This window comes from Nocardia sp. Marseille-Q1738 (assembly GCF_965283145.1).
This window is the reverse complement of record NZ_CBDIMS010000005.1, coordinates 379,996-400,611: the sequence shown is the minus strand read 5'-3', so window position 1 is coordinate 400,611 and position 20,616 is coordinate 379,996. Positions and strand designations below refer to the sequence as shown.

The following is a 20,616-nucleotide window of genomic DNA, read 5'->3' as shown; positions in this document are numbered from 1 at the left end:
CGAGCACGGTCGAATTCACCGCGCGCTAGTCGGGGTCTAATGCAGCTTCTGCTGTAACCGCCGCCGTATGGACGGGTCCGCGAAGGTAGTCGAAAGGCGGTTGGCCACGGCGTGTCGTACCGCCATTCCACTAACGCCGCCGCGTTCGCGAACTCGAATGCCAGCCCACGCGAGTGGAATCCGGTCGCCTGGTCGGGCGTGGTGGCAGTCGACCCACGTGCGCGCGGCTTGGAGCTGGATCGCGGTAGTGCAGCCGGGGACCGCGGCTGGATCCGGTGAGGGCCGATGTCGGATTTTTGCACAGCCGTGAGCTGGGTGTTCGATGGGCGGCTGAAGGGGGTGGTGAAAACAAGACTGTTTGTTTCCCGCATATCTCGGCATCCTGGCACGGCCGACCGAGATGGGAGAACCGCTGATGACGACTGCACCGGACGCCGATACACCGCTGCATCTGGCCGGGAACAACGCACCGGTCACCGAGGAAGTGACTGTGGAACCGACCGGGGTGGCCGGGCGAATCCCGCCCGAGTTGGAAGGCATGTTCGTCCGCAACGGCCCCAACCCGCGCACCGGGTGGTCACCGCACTACTTCGCCGGGGACGGCATGGTCCACGCGGTAGCCCTGTCCGGCGGGAGCGCCCGCTGGTACCGCAACCGCTACGTGCGGACCCCGCTGTATGCCAATCCCGGCCGATCCCGCGCCGACCTCGCCTTCGACCCCGCCACCGCGACGATGGACTACCGGGTCACCACCGCCAACACTCACCTGCTCGCCCACGCCGGCCGACTGCTGGCCCTCGAAGAGGGCGGTTTTCCCTACCAGCTCACCCCCGACCTGAACACCCTGGGACCGTTCGTTTTCGGCGGCGCGCTGGCCACCCCGATGACCGCGCACCCCAAGGTCTGCCCCGTGACGGGGGAACTGCTGTTCTTCGGGACGCGGCTACGACCGCCGTACCTGACGTACTACCGGGCCTCCCCGGCGGGGGAGATTCTCCAGGCCCAGGTGGTCGAGATCCCGCGCGCGACGATGATGCACGACTTCGCGATCACCGAACACCACGTGGTGTTCATGGATCTGCCGGTGGTGTTCGACCCGGCTGCACCGGGCGGGCCGGGGTGGCAGTGGTCTGATGCGCATCGGGCCCGCTTCGGGGTGATGGCGCGCACCGGCGGCCCGGTCCGGTGGTTCGAGGTGGCGCCCTGCTACGTCTGGCACACCCTCAATGCTTTCGAAACCAACGACATCCTCACTCTCACCGGTACCCGGGTGCCGAGTCTGTGGCGCGGCGGCAGCGCCGACATCAACGGCGGGTTGCCCCGCTTACACCGGTGGAGGCTGAACCTGACCCACGGCACGGTCACCGAGGAGCAGATCGACGACGAGGCTGTGGAATACCCCCGAGTGGCCGACACCGTGATCGGGCACGCGCACCGCTTCGGATACGTGACCAGTTTCTCCCTCGACGCCCACCCGTCGCATTCCCGCATCCACCGCTACGACTTCACCCACAGCGTCACCCGCCACACCCATCGACTACCCGACGGCCACACCTGCGGCGAGGCCGTCTTCGTCCCACGTCATTCCGCCACCGGTGAGAACGACGGATATCTGCTCACTTTCGCCCACGACCGCGCCCGCGGGACCGGCTACCTGCTGATCCTCGACGCCACCGACCTCACCGCCGCGCCGGTCGCCGAGGTCCACCTGCCCGTGCGAGTCCCCAACGGCTTCCACGGCACATGGATACCCACATCCGAGACACCCCCGAAATAGGCGGGTGGCGGCATGGCTACACCGCCGACTCGACAGCTCCACCATCAACCCCTGACTATGTGGTGCTCGTGCAGACGACTTCAGCGAAAGTCTTGGCCGAGCAGATCATGTTGGTGCCGAAGAACTGGCACACCGACCGGAGGCGGCCGGCTGGTGCCCACGGGCCCGATCGCCGATCCGGCCTGGACCGCCGCAGCATGCAAGGAACCCAGCAAACGTTCCGCGAAGTCGAGTAGTGGACTACGCGCGTCATCCGGACTCGGGCGCGAAAGGCTCGGATTGTCCAGTTCATGCGTCTCGATCTGGAGAGCGGGGCGATAACCGATGTGTGCTCGGGCTCCGGAGACTCTGGAGCAGCAGGCTCGTGCAGAAGAGGAGTCGTTCGACTACGACGCCTTCATCTCCTATGCCCACGATGATCGGCCGGTCGCCGCGGGAATCCAGAAAGGCTTGCACCGCATCGGCCGGCGAATGGGTCACTTGCATGCCCTGCGGGTATTCCGCGACGCCACCGATCTCACCGCCAGTCCCGATCTGTGGGGCAAGGTCAGCGACGCGATCGATCGCGCACGTTATTTCATCGTGGTGCTTTCGCCACACTCGGTCGCCTCGGGCTGGGTCAACAAGGAAGTTGCCCACTGGCTGCAGCGCCGCGGCCCGGACCGGTTGCTGTTCGTCGTCGCCGACGGACACCTGACCTGGGACGAAGCCACCGGACGATTCGACCCGGAACGCTCCGATGTGGCCCTACCGGTACTGACCGAGCCGGGAACGCTCACCGCCGAGCCGTTCTACGTCGACGTCAGCGAGGACGCGCCGTGGGATCCTCGCGCGGCGTTGTTCCGGGAGAAGGTCACCGACCTGGCCGCCCCGATCCACGGCAAACCCAAGTACGAATTGGCCAGCGAGGACCTGCGGGAGCAGCGTCGCTTCCGGCGGCTACGGCGCGCCGCCATCGCGGGCCTGGTCGTCCTGACCGCTCTTGCGGTCACCGCGGCGGCGATCGCGTTCGTGCAACGACAAGAGGCCGTACGCCAACGCAACGAAGCGGTAGCACGGCGACTGGTGTCGGAAGGCCAGGCCATGCTCGCCGGCGTCACTTTCGGCAGTGATGTACGCGCGCTGACGCAGATCTTGGCCGCGCAGTCGGTCGCGTCACGGCCGGACGAGGGCGCGCTGCTCGGCGCCATGCTCGAGCGGCGCAAGTTGCTCTCGATAATCGAGACCACCGCGCAGGTGTTCAGCGTTGCGGTCAGCCCGGACCGGCAGCGAATCGTATCCGGCGGCGCCGACGTGCGGCTGTGGGATGCCACCAACGGCAAACTCATCGGCGAACCAATGGCCGGACACCAAGGCCCGGTATGGAGTGTGATGTTCAGCCCAGATGGTCGGCGCGTCGTCTCCGGAGGAAGCGACCGCACCGTGCGGCTGTGGGACGCAGCCACCGGCAAACCCATAGGCGAGCCGATGACCAGGCACCAGAAGGGGGTGCGGAGCGTCGCCTTCGCCCCGGATGGGCGGCGCATCGTCTCCGGGGGTGAAGACAACACTGTGCGGCTGTGGGACCCGGCCAGCGGGCAACCCATCGGCGAGCCGATTATCGGACACCGGGGCGAGGTGATGAGCGTGGCGTTCGCCCCGGATGGGCGGCGCATCGTCTCCGGTGGCTCCGACGAAACAGTGCGCATGTGGGATGCGGCCAGCGGCCAACCCATCGGCCCTCCTATGACCGGACACCGGGGCGCAGTGACGAGCGTGGCATTCGCCCCGGACAGCCAGCGCATCGTCTCCGGCGACGTGGGCAGTCGTGGCACAACCGTCCGGCTGTGGGACGCGAACACCGGAGCGCCGATCGGCGAACCGATCACCGGACACCAAGGCGCGGTGAATAGCGTGGCGTTCGCCCCGGATGGACAGCGCATCGCCTCCACCGGGTCCGACGGAACCGTGCGGCTGTGGGATACGAACAACAGAGCGTTGATCGGCGAACCGATCACCGGACACCGAGGCCTGGTCTGGAGCGTGACGTTCAGCCCGGACGGGCAGCGCATCATCTCCGGCGGCGCCGATGGCACCGTCCGAGTGTGGGAGGCGACCACGGGCAAACCGACCATCCCGGGCGACGTGCTGAGTGTGGCCTTCAGCCCGGACGGGCGTCGGTTCGTCTCCGGCGGCGACGATGTGCGGCTGTGGGATGCGACCACCGGAGCACCGATCGGCGAACCGATGACCGGACACCAAGACGCGGCGCGCAGCGTGGCGTTCAGCCCGGACGGGCGGCGCATCGTCTCCGGCGGCGACGACAGCACCATACGGCTATGGGACGCGACCACCGGAGCACCGATCGGCGAACCGATGACCGGACACCAGGGCTACGTGATGAGCGTGGCGTTCGACTCCGACGGGCGGCGCATCGTCTCCGGCGGCGCCGACAACACTGTGCGGCTATGGGACGCGACCACCGGAGCACCGATCGGCGAACCGATGACCGGACACGGAGACTGGGTGATGAGTGTGGCGTTCGCCCCGGACGGGCGGCGTATCGTCTCCGGCGGCGCCGACAGCACCGTGCGGCTGTGGGACACGGCCACCCGCCGACCCATCGACAGCCCGATGACCGCACACGTGGCCAAGATACCCAGTGTTGCATTCAGTCCGGACGGGACGCGCATCGTCTCCGGCGGCGCCGACGGCACCATGCTGCTATGGGACGCGACCACAGGGCAACCGGTCGGCGAACCGAGGGCCGCGCACCAGGGAATTGTGTGGAGAGCGGTGTTCAGTCCGGACGGGAAGCGCATCGTCTCCGGCGGCACCGATGCCACTGTGCGGCTGTGGAACGCGGCCACCGGCGAACCCATCGGCCCTCCTATGACCGGACACCCCGGCACGGTGTGGAGCGTCGCGTTCAGCCCGGACGGGCAGCACATCGTGTCCGGCGGAGACAACGGCAGCATATGGATATGGGAGGCAACGCTCGCTGAGTGGAAAAAGAATCTGTGCAGCAAGCTCACTCGCAACATCAGCCACGAACAATGGCGTAAGTGGGTCTCGCCCGATATCGGCTACATCCAGGTCTGCCCCGAACTACCGATTGCCCCGGACGACGACACGGCCGAGAAGTGAAGGTAAGCAGACACCGGTTTGCCACTACCGATCGCCGGAGTCCGAACGGACGGGCTCGCTCGAACGAAGGAATCCGTTAGCAGCACACAGCGACACGCCAGGGAAAGGTGGACCGTGCCCCAGAACGATCGCCAGTCCGAGCTTCGCCACCGACTCTGGAACGACCCGGAAGACAAGACCGGGCTCGGCCGCGCCACCACCTACGACAGCGTGGTCCTCGACCAGTACCGGCTGTACGTGGAGATGGCCGACCGCATCAGCGCACGACGCGGCCTGACGAACTCGTTCTTCTTGACCCTCAATACCGGCATCTTCACCCTCGTCGCCACTTTCGGGAAGAACCCACCGGACACCAAGGAATGGTGGCTGGCGATCCCCTTGGTCGGGATCCTCGGCCAGTGTTTCGCATGGTTCTACCTGGTACGCAGCTACCGTCTCCTGAACAGTGCCAAGTACCAGGTCATCGGCGCCCTCGAAGAACGACTTCCCGCCTCACCCTTCTGGAAGGCCGAATGGTGGGCCCTGGGTGAAGGGAAGGACCGGGCACGGTATTGGCCTCTCACCCACATCGAGCAATGGATCCCGGTTCTCTTCGGTCTCGCCTACGTCGCAGGGTTCCTGGCAATAGTCTTCGCGTGAAGCGCATCCTGGCCAGGAGCGAGTTGGCGACGGTAGGCAAATGGCGGCTGGCCGGTGGTCGATAGCGACCCTTTCACTACGCTCGCTCAACCAGTAGTCGGCGGAGGGCAGGCGACCAGCACCTGCCCTCCGGGTGCCGCTGGAATCAGTCGCCGAGCGTGCGGAAGAACTCGCGGATGTCGCCGACGAGCAGGTCCGGCACCTCCAGCGCCGGGAAGTGGCCGCCGGAGTAGAACTCCGACCAGTGCGTGATGTTGTGCGCGCGTTCGGCGAAGCGGCGGATGGCGTAGTCGCCGTCCTTGAACACCGCGACACCGGTCGGCACAGTGCCCTTCGGCTTCGGCGCGAACATGCTCGCGTCGTGGAAGCGCTCGTAGTAGAAGTTCGCGACGCTGCGGGCGGTGTCGGTGAACCAGTAGATGCTGACCGTGGCCAGCAGCCGGTCCTTGTCCACGGCCTGTTCGGGCAGTTCGTGCGAGGAGTCGGTCCACTCCTGGTACTTCTCCGCGATCCAGCCGAGCTGGCCCGCCGGGGAGTCGGCGAGCAGCTGCGCGATGGTGTTCGGGCGCGAGCCCTTCAGGTTCATGTAGGCCGAGCCGTCGTCCTGGAACTTCTTCATCGCGCCCAGCCGCGCCTTCTCCGCGTCGGTCAGTGCGGCCATGTCGGCGGGGTCGCCGGTCGGGAAGGTGACCAGCGCGTTGACGTGCACGCCGGCAACGTGCTCGGTGTCGATCCGGCCGAGCGCCGGGGCGATGAACGCGCCGTGGTCGCCGCCTTGCACGCCGTAGCGGTCATACCCGAGGCGTGCCATCAGCTCGGCGAGCGCGGCCGCGATCCGGCCGTCGTTCCACCCGGTCTCGGTGATCGGACCGGAGAAGCCGTGTCCCGGCAGGGACGGGATGACCAGGTGGAAGGCCGGGGCGTCGGGTGCTCCGTGCGCGGCGGGGTCGGTGAGCGGGCCGATCACGTCGAGGAAGTCGACCACCGAACTGGGCCATCCGTGCAGCAGCAGCAACGGGGTGGCGTCCTTCTGGGCCGAGCGGACATGCAGGAAGTGCACGTTCTGGCCCGCGATGGTGGTGGTGAACTGTGGGTGGGTGTTCAGTTCCGCCTCGACGGCCCGCCAATCGAACTTCTCGGCCCAGTACCCGGCCAACTCCTTCAGGTAGGCGGTCGGCACGCCGCGTTCCCAGCCGGTGCCGGGCAGGTCGTCGATCCAGCGGGTGCGGGCCAGGCGCAGGCGGAGGTCGTCCAGGTCGGCCTGTGGGATGTCGATGCGGAAGGGGCGGATTTCGGTGTTCGTCATGGCAGTAATACTTCGGGTAACGAGGGGGTCGCCGAATCACGAGAATTCGTTATCTTGCCGCCGAATGTCTCTTTACCCGCCGCGGTTCTTACCCGCGGCACTTGGCAGCGACCGCGCGTTCCGGGCATGATCGCGCCCGTGGTGAGCCTTCCCGTGTGCGGTGCCTTTGTCGGGCGGGCCGCCGAAGTCGCGGCATTGCAGGACGCCTACCGGGACCCGGCGGTGCATACCGTACTGGTCGCGGGCGAGGCGGGCATCGGCAAGTCGCGGCTGATCGCGGAGTTCACGACGCGGGTCGGCGCGCAGACGGTGGTGTTGCGCGGACGCTGTCCGGAGTTCGGCGCCAAGGGGATGCCATTCGCGCCGTTCGTCGCGGTCATGCGAGCGCTGTTGCGGGACCAAGGGGTGGACGCGCTGGCCGCCCTGCTTCCGGTGGCCCAGCCCGCGCTGGCGCGGTGGCTTCCCGAGTTGGCCGCGCGGTCGGGGGCGGCGCAGGCCGACACGGATCGGATCCGGTTGTTCGGTGAGATCCTGACCGTGCTGGAACAGCTGGCTTCGGTCAAGCCCGTGGTGGTGGTCCTGGATGACCTGCACTGGGCCGATGACGCCAGCCTCGAGCTGCTCGCCTTCCTGGTGGCCAACCTCGCTCAGCGGGATCTGCTGCTGGTCGGCACCTATCGGCCCGCCGATTCCGAACCACTGCGCAGACTGGTCGCCGGGTGGCGCCGCGACCCCGGCGTCCGACTGCTGACTCCGGCGCCGCTGACCAAGCACGAAGTGGGCAGACAGCTGGCCGCACTGCTGGGCCGGGAGCCGGAACCCGGGGCGATCGCACGAGTCTTCGAGCGCAGCAAGGGAATTCCGCTGTTCGTCGAGGCACTGGGCCCCGCACCCGAGGACACACCCGCCGACCTGTCGGAGCTGTTGCTCGGGTACCTCTCCGACCTGCCCGACCACACCGGTTCGGTGCTGCGGCTCGCGGCGGTGGCCGGGTCACCGATCCGCCACACACTGCTGCAGGGCGCCACCGACCTCGCCGAGGACGCGCTCGCCTCCGCCCTGCACCAGCTGGTGGACCAGCAACTGCTGGTCGCCACCGACACCGGCTACGAGTTCCGGCACATTCTGATCCGCGACGCCGTCTACGACGATCTGCTGCCAGCCCAACGAAAGCACCTGCACGCCAAGCTTTCCCAGGCCCTGGCCGCCGAGCGCGGCGCCGACCGGTCCAGCGAGCTGGCCTATCACGCGTACGCGGCTGGTGACCTACCGCTCGCGCTCGAAGCCGCGTGGCATGCCGCGGCGGACGCCGAAAACGCTGGCGCACACGGTGATCAGGTACATCACCTGGATCGGGTGCTCGAACTCTGGGATCGGACACCGGAAGCCGCGAGCCGGGTGGACGCCGATCGCCTCGGCGTGCTGGAAGCGATCGTGGCGGCATGCCATCGCGGTGGCGTCATCGAGCGGGGCATCACGGCCGCTGACGAGGCGCTGGCCGCCATCGATGCGACAGCCGAACCGGAGCGTGCCGCGCGGCTGCACCACTATCGGGCCGGATTGCGCAATCAGAGCAGCAGCGGCGGCGAAGACGACCTGCTCGCGGCGCTGGCGTTGCTTCCCGCGGACCGGCCGACGGTGCTGCGCGGCGAAGTGCTCGCCGAACTCGCCGCCGCGCGCGTATTCAGCCGCGACTCGGCCGCCGCCGAAAGCGATGCGCGCGCCGCCGTCGATGTTGCCGAACAGTTGGGCGATCGGGGACTGGCCGCGCGTGCCTACGCGTATCTGGGGCTGGCCACCGCGGACCGCCCCGAGGCCATGGCGCATTTCGAACGGGCGCATGCCGCCGCGACGGCCGCGCGCGATCCGGAAACGCTGCTGACGGTGGTGCTGTGGGAGGCGGCCCTGCTGGTCGCGTCGGGCGCGAACGAGGCGGCCATCGCCGCGATCCAGCAGGGGCTGCGTGCCGCGCACGAGACCTACCGTTTCGTCGATGCCGGGCCGATTCTGCTGGTCAAATGGGCACAGGCGCTCACCGCGCTGGGCCGCTGGAACGAGGCGCTCGACCTCATCGACGAATCGCTGACCGAGCGGCTGCCGCCGCTGAGCACCGCCGCGCTGCTGCTGTGCCACGCCGAGATCATGCTGGCGCGCGGTGACACGGACGCCGCGGCGACCAGCACGAAAACCGCGCAGCCCCTGCTCGGCGACCGCCGATGGGCCAGGCAGTACCAGATCCAGTTGCACGCCGTGCAATCCGAGATCGCGCATGCGGCGGGCAACCCGCAGCGCGCCGCCGAGATCGGCGCCGCGACCCTGACCGCCGACGACCTTGCCGCACATCATCACGAGGCATGGGCACTGGCCGCTGTGGTGGCGCGAACCCGCTGCGCGACAATGGTTCTCGACGCCGTCATAGAAAGGCTACCGGTGACCACGGCGGTCGACGCCGCCCACCGGAACACTTGCCGCGCGGTGCGCAGTGGCCGTCCCGCCGACTGGACGGCGGCGGTGTCTTCCTGGCGAGCCCTGCGCCGGCCATTCGAGCTGGCGCGCAGCCTGCTGGAATCCGGCGAAGCCGAACTCGCCACCGGCGATCGCTCGGCGGCGCGCACCGCATTGCGAACCGTCCTGGAGCTGGCGGGCGAATTGCAGGCGCCGCCGCTCCGCGAGCAAGCCGAGCACCTGGCCGACCGCGCCGGGATCGTTCTCGATGGACCCGCCGACCGGGCACCCGTGGCGCAGCGGCCGAGCACGGCGGGCCTGACGCCCAGGGAACTCGACGTGCTGCGGCTGGTGGCCACGGGCGCGAGCAATCGGCAGATCGCGGCCGAGCTGTTCATCAGCGCCAATACCGCGGGCGTCCACGTCTCGCGCATCCTCACCAAGCTGGGCGCGGCCACCCGGACCGAGGCGGCCGCGATCGCGCGGGACCGCGGACTGCTCGTTGCCGACGGATCACCCACCGGCTACGGTCCTTAGATACACTGGCTCGAACATGTCTCGAAAGGACGGGCTGATGCGGTCGACCTTGCTGTCCCGGCGCGATCTCGATTTCCTGCTCTATGAGTGGCTCGACGCGGAGGGGCTGACCAAACGCGAGCGGTACGCCGAGCACTCGCGGGAGACCTTCGACGCCGTGCTCGAACTCAGCGAGCAGCTGGCCACCAAGTACTTCGCGCCGCACAACAAGCTCAGCGACGCCAACGAACCGACCTTCGACGGCGAACGTGTCACCATCATCCCCGAGGTCGGCCAGGCGCTGGAAGCCTTCGCCAAGTCCGGGTTGCCCTCGGCGGCGATGGATTACGAACTCGGCGGCGAGCAACTGCCCGCCACTGTCGCGCAGGCCAGCTACGCGTGGTTCCAGGCGGCCAACCCGGGCACCGCGGGCTATCCGTTCCTCACCGTGGCCAACGCGAATCTGCTGGTCGCCCATGCCGATCGGCAGCTAGTGGAGAAGTTTGTCCGTCCGATGCTCGCGGGCCGGTTCTTCGGCACCATGTGCCTGTCGGAGCCGCAGGCCGGTTCGTCGCTGGCCGACATCGTCACCCGCGCGGAGCCGCAGGACGACGGCACGTATCGGTTGTTCGGCACGAAGATGTGGATCTCCGGCGGCGATCACGAACTCGGCGAGAACATCGTGCACCTGGTGCTGGCGAAGATCCCCGGCGGACCGGCGGGCACCAAGGGGATCTCACTGTTCGTGGTGCCGCGCTTCCTGGTCGGCGACGACGGCGCGATCGGCGAACGCAACGACGTCGCACTGGCCGGGCTCAACCACAAGATGGGCTTCCGCGGCACGGTCAACACCGTGCTGAACTTCGGCGAGGGCCGCTGGGCGCCCGGCGACGCGCCCGGCGCCATCGGCTACCTGGTCGGCGAACCGCATCGCGGGCTGAGCTACATGTTCCACATGATGAACGAGGCGCGGATCGGCGTCGGCCTGGTCGCCGCCGCGCTCGGCTACACCGGTTATCTCGAGTCGCTCGACTACGCCCGCACCCGCACCCAGGGCCGGGCCAAACTGCCCGCGGACCCGGCCGCGCCGCAGCGCCCGATCATCGAGCACGCCGACGTGAAGCGAATGCTGCTGGCGCAGAAGAGTTATGCCGAAGGCGGACTGGCGTTGGTGCTGTACTGCGCCCGGCTGGTGGACGACCAGAAAACCGCCGAGTCCGAGGAGGACCGCCGCACGGCCAACCTGCTGCTGGACATCCTGACCCCGATCGCCAAGAGCTGGCCCTCGCAGTGGTGCCTGGAGGCCAACAACCTCGCCATCCAGGTGCTCGGCGGCTACGGCTACACCCGCGAGTACAACGTCGAGCAGCATTACCGGGACAACCGGCTGAACCCGATCCACGAGGGCACACATGGTATCCAGGGTTTGGATCTGCTCGGCCGCAAGGTGACCCAGCAGGGCGGCGCCAGCCTGCTGGCCCTGGGCAGGCGGGTCGAGGCGACCATCGCCGCCGCGCGCACGGCGGGTGGCGAGGCGGCCGAGCTCGCCGCCCAGCTGGATGCGGCGTGGCGCCGGCTGGTAGAGGTGACCACCGGGCTGTTCGCGTCCGGCGACATCGAAGCCGCGCTGGCCAACAGCTCGGTGTACCTGGAGGCGTTCGGGCACATCGTGCTGGCGTGGATCTGGCTCGAGCAGTTCCTCGCCACCGGAGACCGTTCCGGCGACTTCTACAATGGCAAGCGGCATGCGGCGCGGTTCTTCTATCATTTCGAATTACCCAAGACCGCACCGGCACTGGATCTGCTCGCCCGCCTGGACCGGACTACGCTGCAGATGCAAGATTCCTGGTTCTGAGCATGGCCTGTTTCGATACACGCTCTAGAGGATGTATCATTTCTCGGTGATCGATTCCAGTCAGCGGACCACCCGCCCTCCCGGCCGACCGGCCTCCGCGACCAGGGAACAGGTCATCGAACACGCCCGCAAGGCGTTCCTGGCCGGTGAGCGCGTGGACATCCAGGCGATCGCCGGGCAGCTCGGGCTCAGCCGCGCCTCGGTCTACCGCTGGTTCGGCTCCCGCGACGGCGTGCTCGGCGCGGTGCTGGCCGGGGAGTTCGAGGCCCTGCTCAGCCGCGCCGACGCACGCCGCCGCTCCACCGGCGCCCGGCGCATCCTGGACGTGCTCTACCGGGTCAACCGCTGGATGACCGACAACGAACCGTTCCGCCGCTACTTCGAGAACGAGCCGCTGTCCGGGCTGCGCATCCTCACCGCGAGCGACGGACCGGTGCAGCCGCTGATCGTCCATACCGTCCGGGAGCTGATCGTGCGCGCGGCGCAGGAGGACGGGTATCGCCCGCCGCTCGAGCCCGCCCTGCTCGCCTACGCGCTGGTCCGGCTCGGCGAGGCGTTCCTGTACAACGACAACGTCGCGGGCATCCGCGGCGACATCGACCGCCTGCACGAAGTACAGGCGGCGCTGCTGGGCATACCGGAGGCGATCACGCCATGACCAGGGCGCTGCTACACCAGCGCTTCCCCGAGGTGGCCGACACTGTGCCGTTCATCCGGCTCGGCACCGCTCCGACGCCGGTACGCAGGTATGACCTCGGCACCGCGGCCGAGCTGTGGTGCAAAGACGAGAGCGGATACGGCGACGGCGGCTGGGGTGGCAACAAAGTACGCAAGCTGGAATGGCTGCTGCCCGAGGCGCGGCGCCGCGGCGCGCGCACCATCCTGACCGTCGGCGGCACCGGCACCAACTGGGGCCTCGCCACGGCCTTGTACGGCCGCGCCAACGGCATCGATACCGCTCTCGCCCTGGTCGACCAGCCGGTCGACGACCATGTTCGCGCGCAGCTGCGGCGGCTGGAAGCCTCCGGCGCCACGTTGCATTTCACGCACAGCAAGCTGCGCACGATGCTCGCCGCGCCCTGGTTGTATCTGCGTCACCTGCGTGGCGGCACGCGCCCGTATTTCCTGCCCGCGGGCGGGTCGTCGCCGATCGGCGCACTGGGTTACGTCGAGGCGGCGTATGAACTCGCGGCCCAGATCGACGCGGGAGAGCTCCCCGAACCCACCCACGTCATCACCGCTGTCGGATCCGGCGGCACCGCGGCCGGTCTCGCGCTCGGGCTGCGCCTGGCCGGATTGCGCACGCGCGTTGTCGGGGTCGTCGTGAACGACACGCTGCCCCTCGACGCCGCGCACATCGTCCGCCTCGCCGAGCGCACCGAAAACCTGCTTCGTTCGCGCGGAGCCCGCTTTACCCCGGCTGGATTGCGGCCCGAGGACGTCACGATGACCACCGACTGGCTCGGCCCCGGCTACGGCCACACCACGCCCGCCGCCCGCGACGCCGAACAGCGTGCCGCCGCGGCCGGGCTGCGATTGGAGACCGTCTACACCGCCAAAGCATTGGCCGCGCTGCTCCACCTGGACACCACAGATGCCCTCGGCGCGGGTCCCGTGCTATTCCTCAACACCTATGGACCGCGCCCAGCGGCTCACTGAACGGACGAGCGAAACCGCCCGCACGAAGTACCGACGGCGTCGCTCAGTATCCCCGCGGGTGATCGAGTCGTAGCGGCCCTCTCGTCGTGGGTCGGCACCCGACACCGGAAACTGTGGGCGTTGCCGCGCCCGCGGTAGCTCTACCGGTTGCACAGGGTCTCGATGATCGGTGCCCGACGAGACATTCGCCGCGCACGGCAGCACGACGACCCGCACAACGCGAGTATCCGTGCCTTTCGACGCCGGAGCGGAGCTTGCCGAGTAGAACGACCGGTCACCCCCCGCACCACGTGGAATTCGGATCGGCGTGATCCGAATCCGCTGTCCGTGGTGGGAGGTGGCGTATTGCCTCGGCCGCCACGCAAAGTGCCAGGTCTCGCCGTGTACCGATCGGCGCAATAACGTCCCCTGTTTTTCCGGCGGCCTCGACGCGGGCCCGAGGGTGGTCACGGCCGCATTATCGTCGCTATCCGTGCAGGTCAGAGATAGAAAGGTGGAGGCGGTGGCGGCGGAACCCACTCCCGTGCGGCAGTTGCGCGCCGATCAGGCGCGGCGGGTGGCCGATATCCTGCGCCACCAGCTGCACGCGGGCGCGTTCGACAGCACGCTGCCGAGCGAACAGGAGCTCGCCGTCGAGTACGGCGCCTCCCGCAACACGGTTCGCGACGCCTTGGCGTTGTTGAAGGACGAGGGCCTGATCGACCGCGCGCCCAAGGTCGGCACCCGGGTGGCCACCCGTAAATACGACCACGGGCTCGACGCGCTGCTCGGTTTGCAGGAGACCTTCAAAGGCCACGGCACCGTGCGCAACGAGGTGCGCGCCGCGATGCACGTCACCGCACCGCCCGCCGTCGCGCGCCGCCTCGGTCTCGCACCGGGCGAACGCGTGGTCTATCTGGAGCGGCTGCGCTACCTCGCGGATCTGCCGCTGAGCCTCGATCTCACCTATCTGGCGCCCGACATCGGCACCGAGGTGCTCGGCCACGATCTGGAGCACACCGACGTCTTCGTGCTGCTGGAACGCATCAGCGGCCATTCGCTCGGTTCCGCCGATCTGGCTGTGGAATCCGTGCCCGCCGACCCGCACACCGCCTCCACCCTCGACGTCCCCGGCGGCGCGCCGCTGCTGATGCTGGAACGGCTGACCCGGCTCGACGACGGCCGCCCGGTCGACCTGGAGTACATCCGCATGCGCGGCGACCGGATCACCCTGCGCGGCAGCCTGACCCGCAGCACCCCCGAATGGAAGGTCCTCTAGATGGCACTCGCGAACCAGCGCGCCGACATCCCCGTCACCGTCGACGAGTCGCTCTGCATCCAGGGATGCACGCTGTGCGTCGAGATCTGCCCGCTGGACTCGCTGGCCATCAACCCCGAGAACGGCAAGGCCTTCATGCACGTGGACGAGTGCTGGTACTGCGGTCCCTGCGCGGCCCGCTGCCCGACCGGCGCCGTCACCGTCAACATGCCCTACCTGCTCCGCTGATCTGGAAGACCGATGAAAGCAAAACTCGTCCCCGTCCTGCTCGCCGCCGCGCTCGCGCTGACCGGCTGCTCCCTGGAGAACACCGACGCCACCCCGGCGGGCACCGTCAAGGTGGTCATCGGCTACCAATCCAAGACCATCAACACCGTCACCGCGGGTACCCTGCTGCGCGCGCAGGGTTACCTGGAGCAGCGGCTACAGAAGATCACCGACAACGGCGGCGCGAAGTACCAGGTCGAGTGGCAGGACTACGACACAGGCGCGCCGATCACCGCGCAGATGGTGGCCGAGAAGATCGACATCGGCTCGATGGGCGATTACCCGCTGCTGATCAACGGCTCCCGCACCCAGGCCAACGAGCGCGCGAAAACCGAACTCGTGTCGGTCACCGGGTACAACTCCAAGGGTGCGCTGAACATGGTCGTGGTGCCGAATGATTCCGCGGCGAGCGGTATCACCGATCTGGCCGGGCTGAAGATCTCCGCCAGCGTCGGTTCGGCTGGGCACGGCACGTTGGTGCAGGCGCTGTCCCGTGCCGGGATCGACCCGGCCAAGGGCGTGGATGTGCTCAACCAGCAGCCGCAGGTGGGCGCGACCGCGCTGGAATCCCACCAGGTGAGCGCGCTGTCGCAGTTCGTCGCGTGGCCGGGTCTGCTCGTCTTCCAGAACAAGGCCAAGCTGCTCTACGACGGCGCCGAACTCGGCGTGCCCACCTTCCACGGCGTGGTCGCCCGGCGCGCGTACGCCGCCGATCATCCGGAAGTGCTCCAGGCGTTCCTCGCCGCGCAGCTCGACGCCACCCAGTTCCTGCGCGACAAGCCGTTCGAAGCCGCCGAGATCGTCGCCGATGGCTCCGGCCTGCCGCAGGAGGTGGTGTACCTCTACAACGGCCCCGGCGGAACGAGTTTCGACACCACGCTCGAGCCGAGCCTGATCGCGGCGCTGAAAGATGATGTGGCGTACCTGAAGTCGATCGGAGACTTCGCCGATCTCGATATCGACCGGTTCGTCGAGGACGCCCCGCTGCGCAAGGCCTTCGCCGAGACCGGCCGCGACTACGACCGCGAACTGGCGGACAAAGCCAACCCCGCGCGGGTCACCGGCACCGATCCCGTCTGCGGCACCGCGGCGCAGAACCCCGCGCTTGCCGGGGAGCTGTGGCTCGACGGCGCGGACAAGCCGCAATCTGCCGCCGACCCGACCTGCCTGCTGCGCGCGATCCAGGCCGCGAAGGCACAGGGCAAGACGATCCGTGCCGCGTACGTCCCGGACGCCGAACTGGGCACGCGCTGGTTCGCCGACAAGGCGGTGTGGCTGCGCGACGGCGCGACCTACCTGCCTTTCACCACGGCCGCCGCGGCACAGCGCTACCGGCAGTCACACCCGTCGGCCACGCCGGTCGGCTATGACCAGGCCGTCACGGAAGTACGCGGATGACAAGCGAACTCGCCACCCCCTCGGCACAGGTCACTACGTCGGAGCCGACCGCGACCCGGTCGGCCTCGACGCCGCCATCGGTGTGGCGCTCGCGCCTGCTGCGGGTGGCATCCGTCGCCGCCGCGGTCGGTGTGTGGCAGCTGCTCACGATCAACAACATCCGGGCGGGCCTGCGCTTCGACACGCTGCCCACCGTCACCGAGATCATCGCCGAATTCGGCACGCAGCTGCGCGCCGACCAGTACTACCTGGATATCGCCCAGTCGCTGCTGCGGATCGTCACCGGTTTCGGCCTGGCCGCGGTGGTCGGCGTGATCGCGGGCATCGGCCTCGGCCGATCCCGGCTGCTCGCCGGCACCCTCGGCCCGCTCGCCGAACTGGTGCGACCGATTCCGGCGATCGCGCTGGTGCCGGTCGCGATCCTGCTGTTCCCCAGTGACGAGTCCGGCATCGTGTTCATCACCTTCACCGCGTCGCTGTTCCCGGTGCTGGTCAGCACGCGGCACGCGGTGCGGGCGCTGCCGACCATCTGGGAGGACGCGCTGCGCACCCTCGGCGCGTCCCGGCTGGACGTACTGGCGCGCGTGGTGTTTCCCGGCATCCTGCCCGGCGTCTTCAGCGGCCTGTCGGTCGGCGTCGGCGTGGCGTGGATCTGCCTGATCTCCGCGGAGATGATCTCCGGACGCCTCGGCGTCGGCTACCGGACCTGGCAGGCGTACACCATCGTGGACTACCCGGCGGTGTTCGTCGGCATGATCTCCATCGGCGTGCTCGGTTTCGCGACATCGGGGCTGGTCGAGCTGGCCGGCCGCCGCATCACCCGCTGGCTGCCCAGGGAGGTCGAGGCATGACCACAGTGATCGAAGCACCGGCGTCGACCGGAATGCGCTTGACCCTCGACGGCGTCCGGATCACCTACGGCGGCGAGCCGGTGCTCGACGGGCTCGACGTGACCATCACGCCGGGGGAAATCCTCGTGGTGGTCGGCAAATCCGGCTGCGGCAAGTCGACACTGCTGCGCGCACTCGCCGGACTACGCGCTCCGGAGGGCGGCGCGATTCTCGCCGACGGCGCCGCGGTCACGGGACCCGCCGCCGACCGCGCCTTGGTGTTCCAGGACGACGCGCTCCTGCCGTGGCGCACGGCGCGGCAGAACATCGAACTCGCCCTGCGCCTGCGCGGAACGCCCCGCGCCGAACGCCGGACCACGGCACTGCACTGGGTGGACGAGGTCGGGCTCACCGGGTATGCCGACTATCTGCCCCGCGACCTGTCCGGCGGCATGCGGCAGCGGGTCCAGCTGGCGCGCAGCCTTGCCGCCGCACCGCGCGCCGTGCTGATGGACGAACCGTTCGGCGCACTGGACACGCAGACGCGAGAGACCATGCAGCGCCTGCTGATCGAAACCTGGCGCGCCCATCCCACCACCGTCGTCTTCGTCACCCACGACCTCGACGAGGCCCTGCTGCTGGGCGACCGCATCGCCGTGCTGGGCGGCGGCACCCTGCGCGCGCTGGTACCGGTGCCCAGCCCACGCGAGGCGATCGACCGGTCCGCGACGAAGGCCGAGATCCTGGAGAACCTGTGAACATTCCGCCGCTGACGGAGCGGATTCGACTGGACTGCGACGTGCTCGTCATCGGCGGCGGCACCGCGGGCACCATGGCCGCGCTCACCGCGGCGGAGCAGGGTGCGAACGTGCTGCTGCTGGAGAAGGCGCACGTACGGCACTCCGGTGCGCTGGCCATGGGCATGGACGGGGTGAACAACGCCGTCATTCCCGGCAAGGCCGAACCGGAGGACTACGTCGCCGAGATCACCAGGGCCAACGACGGAATCGTCGACCAGCGCACCGTGTACCAGACCGCGACACGCGGCTTCGCCATGGTGCAGCGGCTGGAACGCTACGGCGTGAAATTCGAGAAGGACGAGTACGGCGAGTACGCGGTGCGCCGGGTACACCGCTCCGGCTCGTACGTCCTGCCGATGCCCGAGGGCAAGGATGTCAAGAAGGCGCTGTATCGCGTGCTGCGGCAACGCACGATGCGCGAGAAGATCCGCATCGAGAACCGCCTCATGCCCGTGCGCGTGCTCACCGACAACGGGCGCGCGGTCGGCGCCGCCGCACTGCACACCCGCACCGGCGAGTTCGTGGCCGTCGGTGCGAAGACGGTGATCCTGGCTACCGGCCCCTGCGGCAGGCTCGGGCTGCCCGCCAGCGGATATCTGTACGGCACCTACGAGAATCCGACGAACGCGGGTGACGGCTACTCGATGGCCTATCACGCGGGCGCCGAGCTCAGCGGCATCGAGTGCTTCCAGATCAACCCGCTGATCAAGGATTACAACGGCCCGGCTTGCGCGTATGTCGCCAATCCGTTCGGCGGCTACCAGGTCAACGCCAAGGGCGAACGTTTCGTCGACTCCGACTACTGGTCCGGTCAGATGATGGCCGAAGTGAAGCGCGAGATCGAATCCGCGCGCGGACCCATCTACCTCAAGGTCTCGCACCTGCCCGACGAGACGCTGAGCACGCTCGAAGGCATCTTGCACACCACCGAGCGCCCGACCCGCGGCACCTTCCACGCCAACCGCGGCCATGACTACCGCACCCACGACATCGAGATGCACATCTCCGAAATCGGCTTGTGCGGCGGGCATTCCGCCTCCGGCGTGTGGGTCGACGAGCATGCGCGCACCACGGTGCCCGGCTTGTACGCGGCGGGCGATCTGGCGTGCGTGCCACACAACTACATGATCGGCGCGTTCGTCTTCGGCGATCTGGCGGGTGCGCACGCCGCGTCCACGCTCGATGAGGTCGCGGCGCCGGGTGGGCTACCCGAAGACCAACTGGCCGCGGCACACGAACTGATCTACCGCCCGCTGCGTCATCCGGACGGGCCGCCGCAGCCGCAGGTCGAATACAAACTGCGCCGCTTCGTCAACGACTATGTGGCGCCACCCAAAACGGCCACGAAACTGGCCATCGCGCTGGAAACCTTCGAGCGGATGCGCGGCGAGATCGAGGAGATCGGCGCCCGCACCCCGCACGAGCTGATGCGCGCGGTCGAAGTGTCGTTCATCCGCGACTGCGCCGAAATGGCCGCCCGCAGCTCCCTGACCCGGACCGAATCCCGTTGGGGCCTCTACCACGAGCGCGCCGACCTCCCCGGACGCGACGATGTCGAATGGCGATACCACCTCAACCTCCGCAAGAACCCCGACGGAACCATGGCATTCCTGAAGCGGCCGGTGGCCCCGTACCTGGTTGCGGTGCCCGGACTCGACGACCTGCCCTCGGCCGATGTCGCGGCGGTACCGGTGCACCAGCCGCAACCGGCCGCAGGCCGTGCGCCGCACACCGGCGTCGCCGCTGAGCACGGCTCCGGCGCCGGGAAGCAACCGGCCACTCCCCCGTCGCCCCGCATCGTCGCGTTGCTCGCGCTCGACGAGCCGACCGTTGCGCAGCTGTCGGCCTATCTGACGGATCCGGACGCGGGCGTGCGGGCGGCGGCGATCTCGGTACTGACCGAACACACACCGGACGGCTTCACGGCCGCCCTGATCGATGCGCTCGACGACGACGTGGCCTCGGTCCGGCGCGCGGCCGCGGCGAGCCTGCGCGAACTGGTGGAGGTCTTGCCCTCGGCAGCCGGGCTGTCCGACCGGCTCGGCTCGCCCGACCCGGTCGTTCGCGCCACAGTGATCGATCTGCTGCGCGCCCTGCGGGCCGGAGCAGCCGAACACTACCGCGAGGCGCTCACGGACGTGGACCACCGGGTGCGCATCGAGGCGGTGCGCGCCCTGGTCTCGCTGGACCACCGCGACGGCGTCGCCACCCTCGCCGACGACGACAATCGCGAGGTGCGCATCGCGGTCGCCCAAGGACTCGCCGCGATCGGCGGCGGCGCCGACGTGATCCGCCGCTTGGCCGACGACCCGGACCCGCTGGTCCGCGCCGCCGCGCTCACCGCGTTCGCCCAACTCGGCGCCGAGTCCGACGACGTCCTCGCGCTGGAGGCCGCGCTGCGCCATTCGGCCTGGCAGATCCGCGTGGGCGCGGCGCGCGGACTCGCCGCGGCCGACCCCGACCTCGCGGTGCCGATCCTGGCTGCGGCACTGGGCGATCCACATCTGGACGTGCGCAAGGCGGCGGTCCTGTCGCTGGCGGGGTGGCCGGACCTGCCCGCCGCTCGCGACGCGCTACGCGGCGCGATCGACGACACCGACGCCGATGTCCGCGCGTATGCCCGGCGGGCGCTGGCCCCCCAGCCCACCGCCTAGGGGAAGCTGGTTGCCGCAGCTCGAATCGCTGATTAGATTAGCGGCTCGACCGTTGCCGATCCGCTAGCTGAGTCATAACCGGGGCG

Annotated in this window: 14 protein-coding genes; 13 read left to right on the top strand and 1 reads right to left on the bottom strand. The window is 68.8% G+C overall.

Annotation, left to right across the window (positions count from 1 at the left end; all coding sequences use genetic code 11):
* Window positions 1–415 precede the first annotated feature (415 nt).
* The 3 genes from ACWPXK_RS21255 (at window position 416) to ACWPXK_RS21245 (ending at window position 5,542) form a co-directional block, all read left to right on the top strand.
* Entirely contained in the window at window positions 416–1,777 is a 1,362-nt protein-coding gene (locus tag ACWPXK_RS21255) for a carotenoid oxygenase family protein (RefSeq protein ID WP_454197906.1), read from the top strand.
* Between the two features lie 324 nt (window positions 1,778–2,101).
* Window positions 2,102–4,903 (top strand): TIR domain-containing protein, encoded by a 2,802-nt coding sequence (locus tag ACWPXK_RS21250; protein ID WP_454197905.1) that lies wholly within the window; start codon window positions 2,102–2,104, stop codon window positions 4,901–4,903.
* Between the two features lie 114 nt (window positions 4,904–5,017).
* A complete protein-coding gene (locus ACWPXK_RS21245; RefSeq protein ID WP_454197904.1) occupies window positions 5,018–5,542 on the top strand; it encodes a RipA family octameric membrane protein in 525 nt (174 codons plus the stop codon).
* Window positions 5,543–5,687: 145 nt separating this feature from the next.
* On the opposite strand, the gene ACWPXK_RS21240 is transcribed toward ACWPXK_RS21245, so the two are convergent.
* The gene (locus ACWPXK_RS21240; protein ID WP_454197903.1) at window positions 5,688–6,848 is read right to left on the bottom strand and encodes an epoxide hydrolase family protein; all 1,161 of its coding nucleotides are present in this window, start codon (window positions 6,846–6,848) and stop codon (window positions 5,688–5,690) included.
* A gap of 138 nt (window positions 6,849–6,986) precedes the next feature.
* Here ACWPXK_RS21240 and ACWPXK_RS21235 point away from each other — a divergent pair, with 138 nt between their 5' ends.
* From ACWPXK_RS21235 to ACWPXK_RS21190, 10 genes are all read left to right on the top strand, one after another.
* A complete protein-coding gene (locus tag ACWPXK_RS21235; protein ID WP_454197902.1) occupies window positions 6,987–9,830 on the top strand; it encodes an ATP-binding protein in 2,844 nt (947 codons plus the stop codon).
* Window positions 9,831–9,867: 37 nt separating this feature from the next.
* Window positions 9,868–11,664, top strand: a complete 1,797-nt coding sequence (locus ACWPXK_RS21230) for an acyl-CoA dehydrogenase (RefSeq protein WP_454197993.1) — start codon at window positions 9,868–9,870, stop codon at window positions 11,662–11,664.
* Window positions 11,665–11,710: 46 nt separating this feature from the next.
* Window positions 11,711–12,322 (top strand): QsdR family transcriptional regulator, encoded by a 612-nt coding sequence (locus ACWPXK_RS21225; protein WP_454197901.1) that lies wholly within the window; start codon window positions 11,711–11,713, stop codon window positions 12,320–12,322.
* Window positions 12,319–13,323: a 1-aminocyclopropane-1-carboxylate deaminase/D-cysteine desulfhydrase gene (locus ACWPXK_RS21220; RefSeq protein ID WP_454197900.1), complete on the top strand. Its 1,005-nt coding sequence runs from the start codon at window positions 12,319–12,321 to the stop codon at window positions 13,321–13,323. Before ACWPXK_RS21225 ends, ACWPXK_RS21220 begins: the two co-directional genes overlap by 4 nt.
* A gap of 502 nt (window positions 13,324–13,825) precedes the next feature.
* Complete coding sequence (locus tag ACWPXK_RS21215; RefSeq protein ID WP_454197899.1) at window positions 13,826–14,581, top strand: GntR family transcriptional regulator; 756 nt, start codon at window positions 13,826–13,828, stop codon at window positions 14,579–14,581.
* Window positions 14,582–14,809 carry a 4Fe-4S dicluster domain-containing protein gene (locus ACWPXK_RS21210; RefSeq protein WP_454197898.1) on the top strand — a complete coding sequence of 76 codons (228 nt, stop codon included), beginning with the start codon at window positions 14,582–14,584 and terminating at the stop codon, window positions 14,807–14,809.
* Window positions 14,810–14,821: 12 nt separating this feature from the next.
* Window positions 14,822–16,246 carry an ABC transporter substrate-binding protein gene (locus ACWPXK_RS21205; RefSeq protein WP_454197897.1) on the top strand — a complete coding sequence of 475 codons (1,425 nt, stop codon included), beginning with the start codon at window positions 14,822–14,824 and terminating at the stop codon, window positions 16,244–16,246.
* Window positions 16,243–17,097 (top strand): ABC transporter permease, encoded by an 855-nt coding sequence (locus ACWPXK_RS21200; protein WP_454197896.1) that lies wholly within the window; start codon window positions 16,243–16,245, stop codon window positions 17,095–17,097. Before ACWPXK_RS21205 ends, ACWPXK_RS21200 begins: the two co-directional genes overlap by 4 nt.
* On the top strand, window positions 17,094–17,834 hold the full coding sequence (locus ACWPXK_RS21195) for an ABC transporter ATP-binding protein (RefSeq protein WP_454197895.1): 741 nt from the start codon (window positions 17,094–17,096) through the stop codon (window positions 17,832–17,834). Before ACWPXK_RS21200 ends, ACWPXK_RS21195 begins: the two co-directional genes overlap by 4 nt.
* Window positions 17,831–20,530 (top strand): fumarate reductase/succinate dehydrogenase flavoprotein subunit, encoded by a 2,700-nt coding sequence (locus ACWPXK_RS21190; RefSeq protein WP_454197893.1) that lies wholly within the window; start codon window positions 17,831–17,833, stop codon window positions 20,528–20,530. Before ACWPXK_RS21195 ends, ACWPXK_RS21190 begins: the two co-directional genes overlap by 4 nt.
* The last annotated feature ends 86 nt before the right edge of the window (window positions 20,531–20,616 follow it).